The sequence below is a fragment of the Pelatocladus sp. genome (genome assembly GCF_059505505.1).
This window is the reverse complement of the sequence record NZ_JCACKS010000031.1, coordinates 61545-78912: the sequence shown is the minus strand read 5'-3', so window position 1 is coordinate 78912 and position 17368 is coordinate 61545. Positions and strand designations below refer to the sequence as shown.

13 protein-coding genes are annotated in these 17368 nt (G+C 42.3%); 9 read left to right on the top strand and 4 right to left on the bottom strand.

From position 1 onward, the window contains the following. Positions 1–283 precede the first annotated feature (283 nt). Positions 284–1498, top strand: a complete 1215-nt coding sequence (locus AC5JMK_RS03575) for an HhoA/HhoB/HtrA family serine endopeptidase (protein ID WP_096675967.1) — start codon at positions 284–286, stop codon at positions 1496–1498. 164 nt (positions 1499–1662) lie between these two features. Here AC5JMK_RS03575 and AC5JMK_RS03570 read toward each other — a convergent pair whose 3' ends face one another. Further along, positions 1663–2043, bottom strand: coding sequence for a hypothetical protein (locus AC5JMK_RS03570; RefSeq protein WP_096678959.1), 381 nt, complete (start codon positions 2041–2043; stop codon positions 1663–1665). 236 nt (positions 2044–2279) lie between these two features. Here AC5JMK_RS03570 and hslO point away from each other — a divergent pair, with 236 nt between their 5' ends. The 3 genes from hslO to AC5JMK_RS03555 all read left to right on the top strand — a co-directional run bounded on the left by hslO (position 2280) and on the right by AC5JMK_RS03555 (position 6512). Further along, positions 2280–3185 carry an Hsp33 family molecular chaperone HslO gene (gene hslO / locus AC5JMK_RS03565; RefSeq protein ID WP_096675968.1) on the top strand — a complete coding sequence of 302 codons (906 nt, stop codon included), beginning with the start codon at positions 2280–2282 and terminating at the stop codon, positions 3183–3185. Positions 3186–3339: 154 nt separating this feature from the next. Then, entirely contained in the window at positions 3340–5373 is a 2034-nt protein-coding gene (locus AC5JMK_RS03560) for a coiled-coil domain-containing protein (RefSeq protein ID WP_495909396.1), read from the top strand. Between the two features lie 476 nt (positions 5374–5849). Then, complete coding sequence (locus AC5JMK_RS03555; RefSeq protein WP_096675970.1) at positions 5850–6512, top strand: LabA-like NYN domain-containing protein; 663 nt, start codon at positions 5850–5852, stop codon at positions 6510–6512. Between the two features lie 58 nt (positions 6513–6570). Here AC5JMK_RS03555 and AC5JMK_RS03550 read toward each other — a convergent pair whose 3' ends face one another. Further along, complete coding sequence (locus AC5JMK_RS03550) at positions 6571–7548, bottom strand: aldo/keto reductase (protein WP_096675971.1); 978 nt, start codon at positions 7546–7548, stop codon at positions 6571–6573. Positions 7549–7854: 306 nt separating this feature from the next. Beyond that, positions 7855–7986: a hypothetical protein gene (locus AC5JMK_RS03545; RefSeq protein ID WP_495909399.1), complete on the bottom strand. Its 132-nt coding sequence runs from the start codon at positions 7984–7986 to the stop codon at positions 7855–7857. Between AC5JMK_RS03545 and AC5JMK_RS03540 the strand changes: the two genes are divergently transcribed. Then, positions 7980–9107, top strand: coding sequence for a glycoside hydrolase family 10-like protein (locus AC5JMK_RS03540; RefSeq protein WP_096678961.1), 1128 nt, complete (start codon positions 7980–7982; stop codon positions 9105–9107). The genes AC5JMK_RS03545 and AC5JMK_RS03540 overlap by 7 nt on opposite strands. Positions 9108–9401: 294 nt before the next feature. Here AC5JMK_RS03540 and AC5JMK_RS03535 read toward each other — a convergent pair whose 3' ends face one another. Next, positions 9402–10382, bottom strand: a complete 981-nt coding sequence (locus AC5JMK_RS03535; RefSeq protein WP_495909395.1) for a phosphatase PAP2 family protein — start codon at positions 10380–10382, stop codon at positions 9402–9404. Between the two features lie 386 nt (positions 10383–10768). Here AC5JMK_RS03535 and AC5JMK_RS03530 point away from each other — a divergent pair, with 386 nt between their 5' ends. From AC5JMK_RS03530 to AC5JMK_RS03515, 4 genes are all read left to right on the top strand, one after another. Further along, positions 10769–11737 (top strand): sodium-dependent bicarbonate transport family permease, encoded by a 969-nt coding sequence (locus AC5JMK_RS03530; RefSeq protein ID WP_096675973.1) that lies wholly within the window; start codon positions 10769–10771, stop codon positions 11735–11737. Between the two features lie 4 nt (positions 11738–11741). Further along, positions 11742–12053, top strand: coding sequence for a P-II family nitrogen regulator (locus AC5JMK_RS03525; RefSeq protein ID WP_096675974.1), 312 nt, complete (start codon positions 11742–11744; stop codon positions 12051–12053). 27 nt (positions 12054–12080) lie between these two features. Beyond that, the gene (locus AC5JMK_RS03520) at positions 12081–12782 is read left to right on the top strand and encodes a carbonic anhydrase (protein WP_096675975.1); all 702 of its coding nucleotides are present in this window, start codon (positions 12081–12083) and stop codon (positions 12780–12782) included. Positions 12783–13092: 310 nt separating this feature from the next. Next, positions 13093–16674: a HEAT repeat domain-containing protein gene (locus AC5JMK_RS03515; RefSeq protein WP_495909394.1), complete on the top strand. Its 3582-nt coding sequence runs from the start codon at positions 13093–13095 to the stop codon at positions 16672–16674. Positions 16675–17368: the final 694 nt, after the last annotated feature.

Below are 17368 nucleotides of genomic sequence, written 5' to 3'. Positions count from 1 at the left end.
CTATGGATGGAGAAAGGTTAATAAGCAACGTTGAAACGTATTGAACAAACGCTTTGATGTTCTCTATGGATGAGAACAAACAATTTTTGTGAGAACGTGAATTTGAAGAGTGCGTAGAACCCCCCACACTCCCCACCCACTTGTGAGAAATCCGGGTGTAGTTGCGTAAGTCCTGGTCAAGATAAACAAAAAGTAAGGTTTATCATTAAATCTGCAACAATAATTTTAGAGAAAACTGTCACGATTACGTAATTAACTAGACTGAAAAATCAAGGTTGTGGTTATGCGATTCTCCCAACTACCCAGGTCTATTCGACAACTCGGAACCCATGTATTAGCCATAATTTTAGGAGTTGTACTAACTGTTGGCACTCTCCAAGTGTCACCTTCCCAAGCTGACCCAGCACCTAAACAAGTGACAAATGACACATCACAACTTATTGCTCAAAAGCAATCACCAGCAACAGCAGCTATTGGTAACAGCAGTTTTGTGACTGCGGCGGTGAATCGTGTGGGTGCGGCTGTAGTGCGGATTGATACTGAGCGTACAGTTACCCGTCGTCTACCTGATATTTATGATGACCCGTTTTTCCGCAGGTTCTTTGGTGAAACTTTACCCCAACAGTTACCCCCGGAACAATTACGCGGTTTAGGTTCTGGTTTCATTATTGACAAAAGTGGCTTTGTTATGACTAATGCTCACGTGGTGGATAATGCTGATAAAGTCACAGTCCGCCTTAAAGATGGACGCACTTTTGAGGGCAAAGTCCAAGGTGTGGATGAAGTCACCGATTTGGCTATAGTTAAGATTAACGCTGGTGGTGATTTGCCTGTAGCGCCTTTGGGTTCTTCTTCTAATGTCCAAGTCGGAGACTGGGCGATCGCAGTTGGTAATCCCTTGGGATTTGACAACACCGTCACCTTGGGAATTGTCAGCACCCTCAGACGTTCTAGCGCCCAAGTTGGTATCCCTGACAAACGTTTGGACTTTATTCAAACTGATGCTGCAATTAACCCTGGAAACTCTGGGGGACCATTGTTAAATGATCGAGGTGAAGTCATCGGTATTAACACAGCAATTCGTGCTGATGCAATGGGGATTGGTTTTGCTATTCCCATCGACAAAGCCAAACAAATCACAGCTCAACTGCAACGCGGTGGTAAAGTCGTTCATCCTTACTTGGGTGTGCAAATGGTAAGTCTCACATCCGAGTTAGCCAAAGAAAGCAACAATGATCCCAATTCTCAGTTCCTCATTCCAGAAGTAAACGGAGTTTTGGTCATGCGGGTTTTACCTAATTCTCCAGCTGCTACAGCAGGTATCCGACGCGGAGATGTGATCACCCAAATCGATGGACAAGGAATTACTAGTGCTGAACAGTTGCAAAATCTTGTGGAAGACACTCGCATCGGCCAGGTGTTACAGGTGAAAGTCCAACGCGGAAATCAGACACAGCAATTATCAATTCGCACAGCTGAATTGAAGGGTGCTTCGTAATTTATAGCGCTTCTCGGTTGTGTGCAGTACGCTGCGCCCAGACATTACATGTAACGTCTCTACATTGTTTGTGGCGGTGTATTTGATTCAAATGAGAACTGCTATAGTTACTAGCTGGTTGTTGGTTGTTGGTTTTTATAAACAGCAAACAACAACCTATAAACTTATTTTTTTGCTAAAAATTGACGCAAACTTAGTAAATTTAAACTTTGTCCTAAAGCAAGTGGCAAAATTGAGATTCCTTCTAGGCGAGATTGTACCCAACCTTCTCCCCAGTACCATTCGTGAAAACCATCAATTCCTTGACTTAGGATTAAGCGCAGACGATTGGAATCTGCGACATCGACTTGATGGTGAATTGCGACTGGACCAAATCGAGTTGTAAACTGAAATCCTGGATGTAATTGTTCTGGCATTCCGGTGGAAAGACGACCAGATACTAGCCATTTTTCTAGTTGTGCAGGACGCAGCAGACTGTCACTAATAGCAGTTGCTGGTGCTTCTATTTCTATTCTGAGTTGAGTTTTTTGAAAATTACCTAGCATTGTTAAGGTGATCGCTTTTTCTTTAGTTTGACATGCATCTGCCAGAGGTAGCGATCGCACACTTAGGAACTTTTCCAAGTCAAAAATATCTAATTGCAAGGGACGAGGGAAAGAGGGAAAGTCACTTGTGGTTGGTACGGTTATTATCATCTTTGTTTTACATATTTAGTCACTTTTGATCAAGCTATGAATTTAAAATAAAGAAAGTAAATTTGTAAAGAAATGTAAGGATTTTCATGGCGGATCAATTAATTCGCGCTACAGCAGCCGATGGTGGAATTCGTGCAGTCGGTGCAATCACTACTCGTCTGACAGAAGAAGCACTCCAGCGCCATCAGATGTCTTATGTAGCAACAGCTGCCTTGGGTCGGACTATGACAGCTGGCTTGTTGATGGCATCCAGCATGAAGCGAACTGGCTCTAGGGTCAATATCCGAGTCAAAGGTAATGGTCCTTTGGGTGGTATACTCATAGATGCAGGTCTAGATGGCACAGTGCGTGGCTATGTAGGCAACCCGGCGGTGGAACTACCCCCCAATGCTAAAGGCAAGTTAGATGTCGGTGGTGCAGTTGGTGATGGCTTTCTTTATGTAGTACGCGATATTGGTTACGGCTACCCCTACTCTAGTACCGTTGAACTTGTTTCTGGTGAAATAGGAGATGACGTGGCTCATTACCTGGTAACATCAGAACAGACGCCTTCAGCGTTAGTATTAGGTGTATTTGTAGAACCAAGTGGAGTGACCGCAGCAGGTGGTCTACTAGTACAAATTTTGCCTAAAGCAGCTAGGGATGAAGCTTTAATAGAAACTTTAGAATCACGAGTTGCAGCTTTAAGCGGGTTTACACCTCTGCTGCAAGCTGGTAAGTCTTTAACAGAAATTTTTCAAGACTTGCTGGGAGATATGGGAGTGTCGTTATTTCCCGAAACTCAAATGCTACGTTTCCACTGTGCTTGCTCTTTTGATCGGGTTTTAGGAGCGCTGAAAATGTTGGGAGAAGAAGAATTGCAAGACATGATTATAAAAGATAATGGCGCAGAGGCAACTTGTGATTTTTGTGGCACAGTTTACCAGGCAAGTAGTGACCATTTAGCTCAATTAATCGTTGATTTGCAAGCAGAATCATCTGCTACCAGATAAACGTATAAAATCATCCTGGATTGAGAGGGTAGTAATGATATCTATGGAGATAGAACGATGCAAGAGGTAGATTTTTCTTGGTGAGAAAGTTACCATGGCAACAGCATAGTTGCGATTCAGAGCAAATCGCTATTAAACTACTTTGGTGTGAGAGATGACAGAACGGGATATTCCAGAAAGTTGGTCACTAGGCAAAGCCAGAGAGCCAGATATAACGACAAGATTATCCCGCTCAGGGCAATTAAATGAGACTAAAATGTCTGGTGTACCACCTGCCGACTCTAGCTCCAAGTCTGTGAAGCAGTCAAAACCAAACACTTATGAACAACTACCTCCCAGTGGTCGTGGTTCTGGAAAAGTGCCACGCTGGTTAAAAAGCTGGGTTTTGTGGGCGCTAGTGTTAACATTAGTACCCGGAAGTATAGCATTTATGGCAACCTCAATGCTGTTAAAGTTGCCATCTGCCCCAAATTGTCCATCTATTTTTTGGCCTTTGGCTAGTGCATCAGTACGCTTACATTGCGCTCAACTAGCCGCTTCTAAGCAAACTGTCAAAGACTTACTGCAAGCGATCGCCCTGGTGAAACAGTTACCAGAAAGCCATCCTTTGCGATCAGAAATAGACCGTCTCCTAGAACAATGGTCACGCGATATTTTAAAGTTAGCTGATGAAAGTTTCCAACAAGGCAAATTAGAGCAAGCGATCGCCACTGCTAGACAAATCCCTGAAGACATGGCTGCTCATAAATTAGTCAGAGAGCAAATTACCGATTGGGAGAAAATTTGGTCAGAAGCAGAAGGTATTTACCAACAAGCAGAAAATGAAATGCGCGAACAGCACTGGCACGACGCATTTATGGCTGCTGCTAAATTACTACGAGTAGATAATAAATATTGGTCAAGTATCAAATACGATCAATTAAATAGATTGATTACAACCGCACGAGAGGATGGCGAGAAACTGGCAAAAGCAGAAAATCTCGCCCAAAGCCGTAGCATAGATAATTTACTCAAAGCGATTAAAATTGCAGAATCAATCCAAAAGGAAAGTTACGTTTATCAAAAAGCTCAAGAAGCAATTCCCCAATTTGGACGGACAATGCTAGAGTTGGCACAGAAAAGACTAGATGATCGTGATGCCGATCAAGCCATCTCTATTGCTCAACAAATTCCTTTGAGTACAGGGTTACAGTCAGAAACAGAGGACTTCGTTGCGATCGCCGAAGCTCAAAGAAATGCTTGGATTGGTACTGTTGCAGGTTTAGAGACAGCAATTAGCCAAGCTCAACAAATTGACCCATCAAGAGCAGTCTACGACAAAGCACAACAGTTAATTGCCTTTTGGCAACTGGAAATTGAAGATGTCTCTAAACTTGAAAAAGCACGGACACTGGCGAGTCAAGGAACAATCAATGATTTAACAGCAGCTATTGCCGAAGCACAACAAGTTCCTCAGAACAACCCGCGCGGGGAAGAAGCAAGAGCAGAAATCAATGGTTGGGTTGGTCAAATACAGACTATCGAAGATAGACCTTATTTAGAACGCGCTGAAGAAATCGCTTTGTTAGAAGATACCAACTCTTTGCAAGCAGCGATCGCTGAAGCTAACCAAATTCGTCGAGGACGAGCATTATATAGAGAAGCACGCCGGAAAATTGCCACTTGGACAGCGAAGATAGAGCGTATAGAAGACCAACCTTATTTGGATCAAGCGCGAGAACTAGCTAGGAGTGGGAACCTTCCGGCTGCTATTAACGTTGCTCAACAAATAGCTTCAGGTAGGGCGCTATCTGGTGAAGCACAAGCCGCTATAGATGATTGGCGATCGCAAATTCGCGCACGAGAAAACTGGAAGAGAGCGCGAGAAGTGGCATTAACTGGTACTCCCCAAGCTCTAGCAGAGGCAATTAGATTAGCCAATCGCGTGCCTCGTAGTAATATTTTAAGTAGTGATACGAGCATTGCGATCGATCAATGGAGTCAGCAAATATTGGATATAGCACGCTCTCAAGGTGAGTCTGATATTTCCAGAGCAATTGAAACAGCCAAGCTAATTCCACGCAATTCGGCTGCTTATGATGCTGCACAAGAACAAATTCGTAGTTGGCGCGAATTTCTCAATCCTACACCTGCACCAGAGCAACAATTTGACCCATTATTACCAGCAAGAATTCGACCGCAGCAGTAAAAATAGATGTAATACAGTTTCCTTAAGGTAAAGTTATTTGAGATGGGAGGGGAGACGGGGAACAAAAGTGAAGAGTCTTGCTTATGCAAATCTTATTAAAAGTGCATAGGTGTAGGGTATGGACTCCTAAAAAACACGTCCTTACACCTTTTTCTGTAAAATCAGAAATCTAACATAATTAGGTTGAATTCAAACATACACGTTATAAAAATGATTTAATTGCTAGTTAGAAAATTTAAAAACTTTCCTGCCAACTTAAATCCGGCACGGATTACTTAATAATGAGCTATGATTTTTCACTAGAAAGTAATAATATGACCAAGGGTTTATTCTCGTTTTACCTGGTCGGGGAAACTCATGCGGCAAAAAAATAAAATTGCTTGCAGAATAACCTATTTTACTCTGATTGTGATAAATATAGCCTGCCACTGGCTGCAATATCAATAAAATTCTTGAATTTTTATATAGAGGCAATAATGACTAACATTACTAACTTTAATAAAAAAAACAATCAAAATCAAGCATTGCGACATCCATCCCCATATCATGAACAAAATTTTACCCAGATAGATAATCAAGATACAGACATTGAAATACCAGATTTTTCGGAAGAAAGTGCTATTTGTAACATTTCAAATCGCGGTCGTATAGTTGTTTTGATTGATGGTTCCAACCTGTTTTATGCAGCTTTGCAATTAGGGATCGAAATTGATTACTCCAAACTACTTTCTCATCTCGTAAAAGACGGCAAATTGCTGCGTGCTTTCTTTTATAGTGGAGTTGACCGCACCAACGACAAACAACAGGGTTTTTTGTTATGGATGCGTCGTAATGGATATCGTGTAGTAACCAAAGATGTAGTTCAGTTTCCTGACGGTTCTAAAAAAGCCAATTTAGAAGTAGAAATTGCTGTAGACATGCTGACTTTGGCTTCCCATTGCGACACTGTGGTTTTAGTGAGCGGAGATGGAGACTTAGCTTACGCTGTCAATGCAGTTTCCTATAAAGGAGTGAGAGTAGAAATTGTCAGTTTGCACTCAATGACTAGCGAAAGTCTAATTAACTATGCCGACTGTTTTATTGATATCGATAGCATTAAAGAAGAAATTCAAAAAGTTTCTAATACTAGCTATATGTAGTTAGTAGTAATTGGTCATCGGTCATTAGTAATTGGTGTTTATTCTCTCCCTTGTCCCCCTATTTCGTCTGAAAAATATTCTGTACCATTTTTTTATCTGTATTTGCAGCAGCTGTGTCCAGTTGTGCAATCTCATGAGAGTTGAGTAACCAACCTAAAGCACCAATATTATCTTGCGCCTGTTCTGCACTCTTGGCTCCTGGGATGGGAATTGCTCCTTTGCAAATGCACCAGTTGAGAGCTACTTGGGACATAGTTTTATTTCGAGATTGAGCGATCGCTTGCAAACACTCTAAAAGCGATCGCACTCCTGGTAATAACTGCCTAAATAATAGTCCCCGGATACCTTTGGGAAACGGGCCTTGCTCAGAATATTTACCTGTTAATATTCCCAACGCCAAAGGACTGTAAGCAATTAATTTAATCCCCAGTTCGTCACAAACCTCTTTAATCCCCAGTTGGGTGACAGGATAAGTAGATAATAATGAGTATTGAACTTGCAGAGTCGCAATTGGTATTCCTCGTTCTGCAAATTTTTTATGCACCTGTTTGAGCCGTTTCGAGCCGAAATTAGATAAACCTACTCCTTTAACCAAACCTTGCTCATAGAGATCCGCTAAACCATTCAACAGCGCTCCTTCTTGCCAAGGAGCATAATTAGCTGTAGACCAGTGCATTTGTACTAAATCTACATTTTTTCCCAAGCGTTCAGCAGAAGCTTGACAAGCTCGCACCATCGATTGGCGTGTTAATCTCCAAGGATAAGCAGCAAGTTTTGTAGCAATGCAAATATTTTCTTTATTTATACCTTGATATTCTTGAGTAAATTTTCCCAAAAGTAACTCACTACGACCATTTAATTTCCCCGTTCCGTAAGAGTCACCCGTATCAAATAAAGTTACACCATTACTCACGCAAAGGTTAAAAACTGCTTGTAATTGGTGATCCATACTTTCATCGTATCCCCACAGCAGCCGATTGCCCCAGGCCCAAGTTCCACAACCCATTGTTGGTAGAAAAAGTTTTTGGTTATACATGTTACAGTTGTCAGTTATTCAGTGAGTCGAGTGACGGGGTTGAAATTCTTCGATGAGTTCGCTGTTTACTGAATCTAAATAAAAAGTTCTTCCAAAATTCATTATTAAATAATTTAATACATTGAATAAACTTATGCCTGGATTAAGTATTTCCCCTTTATGCGAAAGTGATACTAGGCACTACTGAGCTAGTAGCTGCGTCAACTATTTCACTGTGCTAAGTCTGCTTCAGTTTCACAAGACGAGCAGTAACTCGATTCGCACGGAATGAACAACTACTGATTAACCAGTTCGTAGACACGATGGCTAGTAAATTTCATCAACCAAGCAGACGATCGCACATGTGGGTAGATAAAAAATCACACAAATATCATAGTTGGTGGCCTCTTGGCAGGCGATCGCTGAAATTTCTTCTCCCACTACTTTTTTTAATATCATTCTTGACGGTATCTTTAGGTAGCAACCTTAACTTCGCAACAGCACAGGTTCCTCGTCAGGAAATTCGTGGTGTGTGGATGACCAACAATGACTTTAACACTCTTAAAGATCGTGCCAAAGTCGAAAATGCCGTTAGCCAATTACGGGATTTGAACTTTAACACCATCTATCCTGTGGTGTGGAATTCTGGTTATGTCATGTATCCCAGCGCCGTTGCTAAACGCGAAGGTATTCAACCCTTTGTATTGCGAGGCTCAGACGGACATGATATCTTAGCAGACTTAATTAACCAAGCCCATCGCAAGGGACTGCTTGTGATTCCCTGGTTTGAGTTTGGTTTCATGGCCCCCCAGATGTCGGAATTAGCCATGAATCATCCAGATTGGTTTACCCAAAAAAAGGATGGTAGCCAAACTTCTATCAGTGCTGCGGGTGAGGTGATGTGGCTTAATCCCTTTCATCCCAAAGTCCAAGAATTTATCACTAATCTCGTGGTGGAAATCGTCACTCAATACGATGTCGATGGTATTCAGTTTGACGATCACATGAGTTTACCCCGCGAATTTGGCTACGATAAATATACAACTGCCTTGTATACTCAGGAAACTAAAAAGAACCCACCTAGTAATCCTGAAGATCAAGCATGGATGCGCTGGCGGGCAGATAAAATCACAGCCTTTATGGTACAACTCAATCAAGCTGTCAAAGCCAGAAAACCTGGAGCAATTTTCTCTGTTTCCCCCAACTACTACGACTTTGCTTATAAATTCCAGTTGCAAGATTGGCTAGCTTGGCTCGATCAAAATATTGTTGATGAGCTAATCATGCAAGTTTATCGTTCCAATTTGCAAAGTTTCGTCGCCAAGATTTCCCGTCCTGAAATTCAACTCTCACAACAAAAAATACCAACTGGCATTGGTATTATGACAGGGTTGCGAAATAATCCAGTGCCGATACAACAAATTAATTCCCAGGTACGAGCCGCCCAAGAACGCGGTTTAGGTGTAGCTTTCTTTTATTACGAAAGCCTGTGGGAATATGCACCCGAACCACCAGACAAGCGACAAGCTGCATTTAGAACTTTATTTGTAAATCCTGCACTCCGCGCCAGAGTTGAATAACCATTAGAAGCCACAATCAACACTCAACAGTGAGTGACAATATTTGGATGAAGTAGAGCTTTATCAGTGTTTATCTATGTGCATCGGTGTTCGCCAACACCACACCCAATACGGTTCGGATAGGGAGCATCCCAATTTTTTCAATATACCGCGCTTGGGTTTAAACCGTTAGCGATTTCAATCACAGGCGGGTTTTTTGAACATTTGGGATGCTCCCGTTCGGATAAGACAAATCGATTGACATTTAAACACTGTAGAGACGTTGCACTGCAACGTCTCTACATGTCCAAAAATTTAAAGTATTTCTGTTTGTAAATCGCCATAACCGACAAACGCCAACTTTTCCCCTATTTTCATTTTTTCAACACATACAGCCAGCCATACTAAAGCTGCTGCATAGCCAACCAACACATCAGTAGGCCAGTGTACACCGAGATACAACCTGGTCAAACCGATCGCACTAATTAAGCCAGCAGTCAAAGTAAAAATCAGCCGTTTATGTTGAGGAAATTGCTTGGCTAAGGTGTAACCAATAAAACCATAAATCACCATTGATACCATAGCGTGTCCGCTAGGAAAGCTGTAGTGACCCACATTTACCAGATGATCCCACAATGCTGGACGCGCTCTACAAAATAGTTCTTTGAGGAAAATATTCAAGCCGATCGCACCAACTGCGGCCATACCCAAGCTGGTTGCTTCTCCAGAACGTTGATTGTATACTGATTTAGTTGCCAATCCCAGACAAAGCAACAGTAAAAAAAGCGGATCACCTAAAAAAGTGATACTAAGCATGATCCGATTTAAAACTGGCGTATGCAATTTTTGAATTGTTAGTAAAATTACTTCGTCTAGCTTATATCTATGTAGCAATACGGTGCTTAAAATAAGAATGGAAATAGTCCCCGAAACCAAAGCAAGCTCACTACCTGCTTTTTTTAATTGTTTCTGCACAGGTGTCGTCAAAATAGGTAAATTCTTGTTTTGAGCTAGTTTTCTGTTCTGTTTGCTGTAATCTACGACAATTTCTTGGATAAGCCAGGCGATCGCATCTGCAATAATCTCAGGATCAAAAAGCACTAGCACATTTCCAGTCACAGGATTAGCACGAACTTGTGTAACAATTTTTTCCTCTGATAATTTAGATTCCAGGTATGTTTTGAAACTTGGTGAATCATACAATCCACTTACCTTATATCTAGCTCTACCTTTGACAGCAGTGTGTATCGCTCGGATCAAAGAATTACCAGTGGAAAAATTAACAGAATTGCCCATTTTTAGAGATTGGAGATCGGGGATTGGGGAGTGTGGGGTAATAGCTCAAGTCAGAGAAATCTGACTGGACAGTGTTTGAGTCAGTTTTAACGGACTTATGCTATATGACTTTAGCACTCATCAAGAAGACTTATGTGGAGACATTTGACCGATAATTCCGAGCAGGGTACAATCCCCCAGATTTATCTGTGGAATCGAGCCACTCATCCAAAATCCAAAATCGGTTGACATCAGATTTACCTATGGGGTCAATCCAAAATCCAAAATCCAAAATCGGTTGACATTAGGTGGGAATACACGATACACAAAGCTTAATGGTTGTGTAAGTTTGTTTCAATGCAAAGTTTTTTAAATATCGAGTTTCATCAGCATAAGGAGAGATGGACATGGATGCCAATTTGATCGTATCCAACATCCTGAATCCACCAGTCTTGTTTTTTTTCCTGGGGATGACTGCTGTTTTTGTCAAGTCTGATTTGGAAATTCCTGCACCCATACCCAAACTTTTTTCGCTTTATCTGCTGTTTGCGATTGGTTTTAAGGGAGGGGTTGAACTCATCAAAAGCGGCGTCACCCAAGAAGTAGTACTGACGCTTTTCGCCGCAATGCTGATGGCTTGCGCTGTACCGATTTATACGTTTTTTATTCTGAAGCTGAAACTGGATACTTACGATGCAGCAGCTGTTGCAGCCACTTATGGCTCTATCAGTGCTGTCACTTTTATCACAGCCAGCGCCTTTTTGAATGAACTGGGTATTACTTTTGATGGCTACATGGTAGCAGCTTTGGCTCTGATGGAATCGCCAGCGATTATTGTTGGTTTGATTTTAGTGAATTTATTCACGACTGATGGTAAGCGGGACTTTTCTTGGCCGGAAGTTTTAAGAGATGCGTTTCTCAATAGTTCAGTTTTTCTTTTAGTTGGTAGTCTGGTGATCGGATTCTTAACAGGAGAACACGGTTGGCAGGTTTTAGAACCCTTTACTCAGGGAATGTTTTATGGCGTTCTCACTTTCTTTTTATTAGATATGGGGTTAGTTGCAGCCAGAAGAATTAAAGACTTGCAAAAAACCGGAATTTTTCTGATCTCATTTGCCATACTAATTCCCATCGTCAATGCAGTGATTGGGTTAGCGATCGCCAAAGTAATTGGTATGGCTGAAGGAGATGCACTTTTATTTGCTGTGCTGTGTGCAAGTGCTTCTTATATAGCTGTCCCAGCAGCGATGCGATTAACCGTTCCAGAAGCAAATCCCAGTCTGTACGTTTCCACTGCTTTAGCAGTCACATTCCCGTTTAACATTATTGTGGGAATTCCGCTATATCTCTACGGAATTAACCTATTTTGGAGGTAATGTTATGCACCTAGTCAAAAAAATAGAAATTATTGCTAACTCTTTTGAACTGGCTAAAATCTTGGAGAGCTTGGACAAATCAGGTATCCATGGTCACATTGTGATTCGTAATGTTGCTGGTAAGGGATTACGAGGAATGGCTGAAGATTTGGACATGACGATGCTTGATAATGTTTACATTATTGCTTTCTGTCTGCCAGAACAACTCAAGTCAGCCATAGAAAATATCAGACCAGTACTTAATAAATTTGGCGGAACCTGTTACGTTTCAGATGTCATGGAAATCCGCTCATTAAAATGTGTTGCGTCGCTGTAAAAAACTGTACATGCAAGGAAGCGTTTCATGGAACGTCGTGACTTTTTAAAGTGGGGAGCAATTGGGGGATTTGGTTTAGTGGTAACTGCTGGTGATTTATTATGGCAGATTGAACAAGTTCAAGCCGCCGAATTACCCCCAAAGGCTCCTGTTTCTCTTGATCCAGATGCTGCATTGCAAAAGCTGATGGCGGGAAATCAGCGCTTTGTGAAGCATCAACCCCAATATCCCGATCAAACTCAGGCTCGGTTACAGGAAGTTGCTCAAGCTCAACATCCATTTGCAACTATTTTAAGTTGTGCAGATTCGCGAGTCCCGGCGGAGATTATTTTTGATCAGGGTATCGGCGATATCTTTGATGTTCGCATTGCGGGAAATATTGCCACACCGGAAGCAACTGGCAGTATTGAATATGCAGCTGCTTTGTTAAATACCCCTTTGCTGATGGTATTAGGTCATGAGCGATGTGGAGCAGTTACCGCCGCCGTCCAAAATGAATTGTTACCTGGTGATATTAGCACCTTTGTCAAAGCAATTAAACCAGTTGTGCAGAAGTTCAAAGATCAATCCGGCGATCTGGTTGACAAAGTTGTTGTAGCGAATGTTCATTATCAAATTGAACGGTTAAAGCGATCGCCCCTGTTATCTGAGCGCTTACAGTCTGGTAAATTGAAAATCGTCGGTGGTCGTTATGATTTAGATACCGGAAGCGTGGGGATTATCACTTAAAATTACAAAACCTTGGTAGGGTGCGTTATGGACATTTGTCCATAACGCACCGCAAATCATTAATTAAATCCACTAGACATATCCTAAAAAGAATATAAAACCCTTGTGCAGTCAGGGTCGATACCTCATTTCTGGAGATGTCTACTAATAAAACCTCATCCGAAATCTTGCCCACAGGAAATGAAGAGAAATACAATATACAGCCCTTGCTTTCGGCTGGATATTCCTGTTTGCTTAAAAATATTATTTATTTCTTAAGCCAATCTTAGACCGACAGCAGTGTATCTCCCATTTCCTGGCTCTGTCACCCATGCTCACCACTCTCCGCCCAACCAAAAAGCCTTCCCCTTTCATCCTTTATCCTTTAGCCTTCATCCTTTCTTTCCTCTTCTCTCTGGCTTGGGTAAATGCTGAAGAAACCCCGAAACCGCAAGATTGGCAGATTAACGGTATTGTATCTGCCCTTGATGACGGTCATGAGCAAGTCAAGGGATATGCTTTGCAACAAATAGGTAAATACAAGCTGCAAGACATTAAGAAAACCGAGGATATTGCCCAGAAAGCTGCTAATATCCTCAAGGATGAAAAGATAGACGCCTCAGTTCGTGCCAGTGCAGCCAGTGCATTGGGCAACTTAGGAGAAGCCGGGGCGAAATACGCACCTGATATTCTTAACTTCCTCAAGGATCAAAAGGAAGACGCACAAGTTCGTGCCAGTGCAGCCTATGCATTGGGCAACTTGGGAGAAGCCGGGGCAAAATACGCACCTGATATTCTCAACTTCCTCAAGGATGAAAAGGTAAACGCCGACGTTCGTGGCAATGCAGCCAGTGCATTGGAGAACTTGAAAGAAGCCGAGGCGAAATACGTACCTGATATTCTCAATTTCCTCAAGGATCAAAAGGAAGACGCACAAGTTCGTGCTAGTGTAGCCTATGCATTGGGGAAATTGGGAGAAGCCGGGGCGAAATACGCACCTGATTTGGCTAACATCCTCAAGGATCAAAAGGCAGACGTACTAGTTCGTGCTAGTGTAGCCTATGCATTGGGGAAATTGGGAGAAGCCGGGGCGAAATACGCACCTGATTTGGCTAACATCCTCAAGGATCAAAAGGCAGACGTACAAGTTCGTGCTAGTGTAGCCTATGCATTGGGGAAATTGGGAGAAGCTGGGGCGAAATACGCACTTGATTTGGCTAACATCCTCAAGGATCAAAAGGCAGACGTACTAGTTCGTTGCGAAGCAGCAAGAGCATTGGGAAACTTGGAACAAGCCGCTAAATACGCACCTGATATTCTTAACTTCCTCAAAGATCAAAAGGTTAACACAATAGTTTGTGACCAAGCAACCAGTGCATTGGGCAATCTGGGAGAAGACGGTGCTCAATACGCACCTGATATTCTTGACTTCCTCAAGGATCAAAAGGTTGACGCACAAGTTCGTGCCAGTGCAGCCTATGAGGCATTGACGAACTTGGGACAAGCCGGAGCTACTAAGTACGCACCTGATATTCTTAACTTCCTCAAAGATCAAAAGGTTGACGCACAAGTTCGTGCCAGTGCAGCCAGTGGATTAGGGAACTTGGGAAAAGCCGGTGCTCAATACGCACCTGATTTGGCTAACATCCTCAAGGATCAAAAGGAAGACGCACAAGTTCGTGCTAGTGCAGCCAGTGGATTAGGGAACTTGGGAAAAGTCGGTGCTCAATACACACCTGATTTGGCTAACATCCTCAAGGATCAAAAAGTTGACGCACAAGTTCGTGCTAGTGCAGCCAGTGCATTGAGGAACTTGGAACAAGCCGCTAAATACGCACCTGATATTCTCAACTTCCTCAAGGATCAAAAAGTTGACGCACAAGTTCGTAGGGAAGCAGCTAGTGTATTAGGGAACTTGGAACAAGCCGCTAAATATGCACCTGATATTCTCAACTTCCTCAAGGATCAAAAGGTTGACGCCTCAGTTCGTGGCGATGCAGCCGAGGCGTTGAAGAGTATGAGACAACTGGAGTTGGCAGAGGTTGTTGTAGTTCTAAACTATATCTATGAGCCAAATCAGGGAAAGTTTGGGAATGAAGGAAAATTTGAATATTGGCGATTTTTAACCTATTTCCTCGGTGGCGGTACTGAAGATGTAAAAACTTTGCTGAAATGGGTTGGCAATCCGCCAGCACTTCCTGATCAAATAAAATACCAAGAGTGCAAGCAAACACTAGAAATCTTCCGTGATGCTTGGCAAGGAAGCCCAGGGCTAGAAAGATTCCAAAAAGATTTAGCCGATAAAATAGCCAATGTTGCCCAAAAAGTTGATTGGCAAATTAAGGATGTTAATTCACTTCAGACTCACCAAAAAAACCTCCAAGCTGCTGAATACACGACGCAAGCGGATGCGATGCAGAAAGCAATCAATAAAATTAAGGGTTGGCAATTGTTATTAAATACCAGAAATACCATTCTGTTTCACATTGTTTTTTGGCTCGCCCTGATTTTTGCCTACCCCAAATTTCCCCAAGTCCAAGCCATCTTCTTCTGGAACCCCTGGGTACGCCGGATTTTGGGCGTGGGTTATGTCGGCTTTCTCCTGACTTGGGTTCCGTTTTTACGCCGCAAGTTGTTTGAACCGTTTAAGTTTTCCCTATTAGCAGATGCGGGGTTAGATAATTTCCAAGACAAAGCCTATTTTCCTGAATCTCTGGTGAAGGTTCCGCCAAGTACCCCACCCCGCCTTACGGCACCCTTAGCAAGGGGAGGGGAAGGGGAGGGGTTTCTGTCGCCAGATATGCGCCCAATCACCCAAGCACTACCCAGCATCAACGGGCAAATTGTCTTAATCGGCGATTCTGGTTTGGGCAAATCAATGTTTCTGCGGCATTTGCTGAAACATTCCCAGCGCATTGTAGTTTTTTTGCCTGCCCAAAAGTGTGACAATGGCGTCATTGAAGCGATTCAGAAAAAACTCCACGGACAAGCACAAGACGCCCAATTTCTGAAAAATCTCATTTATAGTGGCGCCATTGATATCTGCATAGACGGACTCAACGAAATCACCGCCGACACACGGGCAAAAATCACCCAGTTTGTCGAGTACTATTTCCGGGGTAACATCATTATGACGACTCAACCTCTAGAGTGGATACCCCCCTCAACAGCCAAAATATATTACTTACAGCCCCTGGAACAAACACAAATTCACAAGTTTTTGATTTCCCGCCAACTGCGAATTCCCCAAAATGCCCAAGTTCAAGGCGCTGATTATGAAAAAGCCTGCGAAAAATATTTAGTAGAAATCCTTAAAAACCAGCAACCCTCCGAAGAATTAGCCGCAGTTCAACGCATTCTTTCCAACCCGATGGATTTGACAGTGGTTGCCCTGATGCTATCACAAGGTAAACAGCCAGATTTGTTTCACCTGCAAGAGCAACAGTATAAATTTATCGCAGCAGAATACCTGCAAGAATGGAATCAGGAATTTCCCCTCAAGAAATTTGCGGAAGCTGTGTATCAAATGCGGCTTCATGATCAACAAGCCCTACCAGCAGAGGAATTTTACCAAGTATTAATGTCGCTGGAAGACGCGAAATACAAAATGGTTGTCAGTCGCCAGTGGAAAGACGACAAAGGCGAAGCTCAGAAACAATACTACTTCCGCCATGATAAAATTATGGACTTTTTCCTGGTACAAAAGTTTCTCGGCAACAACACGGAAGCAGAAGCGCGTCTGATTGACCACATGGGCGATCCGCGATTTCGCGGTGTTTACTTCTTGTTAGCAACCTTGTTACCGTTAGATGAAGCTAAACAACTGCGAGAAAAATTAATCCAATACGCCGCCGATACGAAAGACCATACAGTTAGCGATACATTTGTGCAATTATTGCGAACCAAGATGTAGGGGATTGGGAATCGGGGAAAGGGTGTTTGCATAGGCGAGTGTTTGAACTGCGTTGACGCACCAAACGCACTATCATTGTCAATTGCGAATTGGAAGTAAACTACCCACACTGATTCGGAATACCAAATACAGTGTGGGCTTTTAGTAGCCCTGAAGAGTCTGTACTGAGATTACAGCACAAACCGTTCGAGCCTCTGGGACTGTTTATGGAAGTCACTTCGTGCCTACGTTTTTAACTCCTCATTCGACCGCTGACCTTTCAGGTACAGTGGGAGCCTCCTTGCGGAAATGGGTGACACGTGTGCATTTAGTTTAAATTCAACTATATTTAACAAAGTTAGGTAGTTTTATACTTTCGGTAGATGACAAATTAATTAAATTTAAGTCTTCAAAATATACACTCTCCATTAATGCCTCTGATTGTAGAAACAAAATACTTTTAGGAGGAAATATCTTACTTTTGATTGAGTGCAATTACTTAAATTATCCCAATATAAAAAATTAAATCATTTCAGCAAAGCAGCCATCATTAATCAAGCATTTTGTCAAACCCAAATAACTGTCTCAGATCTAATAAATTATTGTTTTTACCTTATTAATTACTCAGTGTTGGTGATTTCAAAATCGCAAGATTAGAACATTTTTAGCAAGAACAGGAAAGACAATTAGATCATTTTATTCGTAAACTAGGTTT

Bases quoted from the DNA above. Each gene is read 5' to 3' on its own strand.
- AC5JMK_RS03575 (WP_096675967.1), top strand. From the start codon at position 284: ATGCGATTCTCCCAACTACCCAGGTCTATTCGACAACTCGGAACCCAT.
- AC5JMK_RS03570 (WP_096678959.1), bottom strand. From the start codon at position 2,043: ATGCTAGGTAATTTTCAAAAAACTCAACTCAGAATAGAAATAGAAGCA.
- hslO (WP_096675968.1), top strand. From the start codon at position 2,280: ATGGCGGATCAATTAATTCGCGCTACAGCAGCCGATGGTGGAATTCGT.
- AC5JMK_RS03560 (WP_495909396.1), top strand. From the start codon at position 3,340: ATGACAGAACGGGATATTCCAGAAAGTTGGTCACTAGGCAAAGCCAGA.
- AC5JMK_RS03555 (WP_096675970.1), top strand. From the start codon at position 5,850: ATGACTAACATTACTAACTTTAATAAAAAAAACAATCAAAATCAAGCA.
- AC5JMK_RS03550 (WP_096675971.1), bottom strand. From the start codon at position 7,548: ATGTATAACCAAAAACTTTTTCTACCAACAATGGGTTGTGGAACTTGG.
- AC5JMK_RS03545 (WP_495909399.1), bottom strand. From the start codon at position 7,986: ATGATATTAAAAAAAGTAGTGGGAGAAGAAATTTCAGCGATCGCCTGC.
- AC5JMK_RS03535 (WP_495909395.1), bottom strand. From the start codon at position 10,382: ATGGGCAATTCTGTTAATTTTTCCACTGGTAATTCTTTGATCCGAGCG.
- AC5JMK_RS03530 (WP_096675973.1), top strand. From the start codon at position 10,769: ATGGATGCCAATTTGATCGTATCCAACATCCTGAATCCACCAGTCTTG.
- AC5JMK_RS03525 (WP_096675974.1), top strand. From the start codon at position 11,742: ATGCACCTAGTCAAAAAAATAGAAATTATTGCTAACTCTTTTGAACTG.
- AC5JMK_RS03520 (WP_096675975.1), top strand. From the start codon at position 12,081: ATGGAACGTCGTGACTTTTTAAAGTGGGGAGCAATTGGGGGATTTGGT.
- AC5JMK_RS03515 (WP_495909394.1), top strand. From the start codon at position 13,093: ATGCTCACCACTCTCCGCCCAACCAAAAAGCCTTCCCCTTTCATCCTT.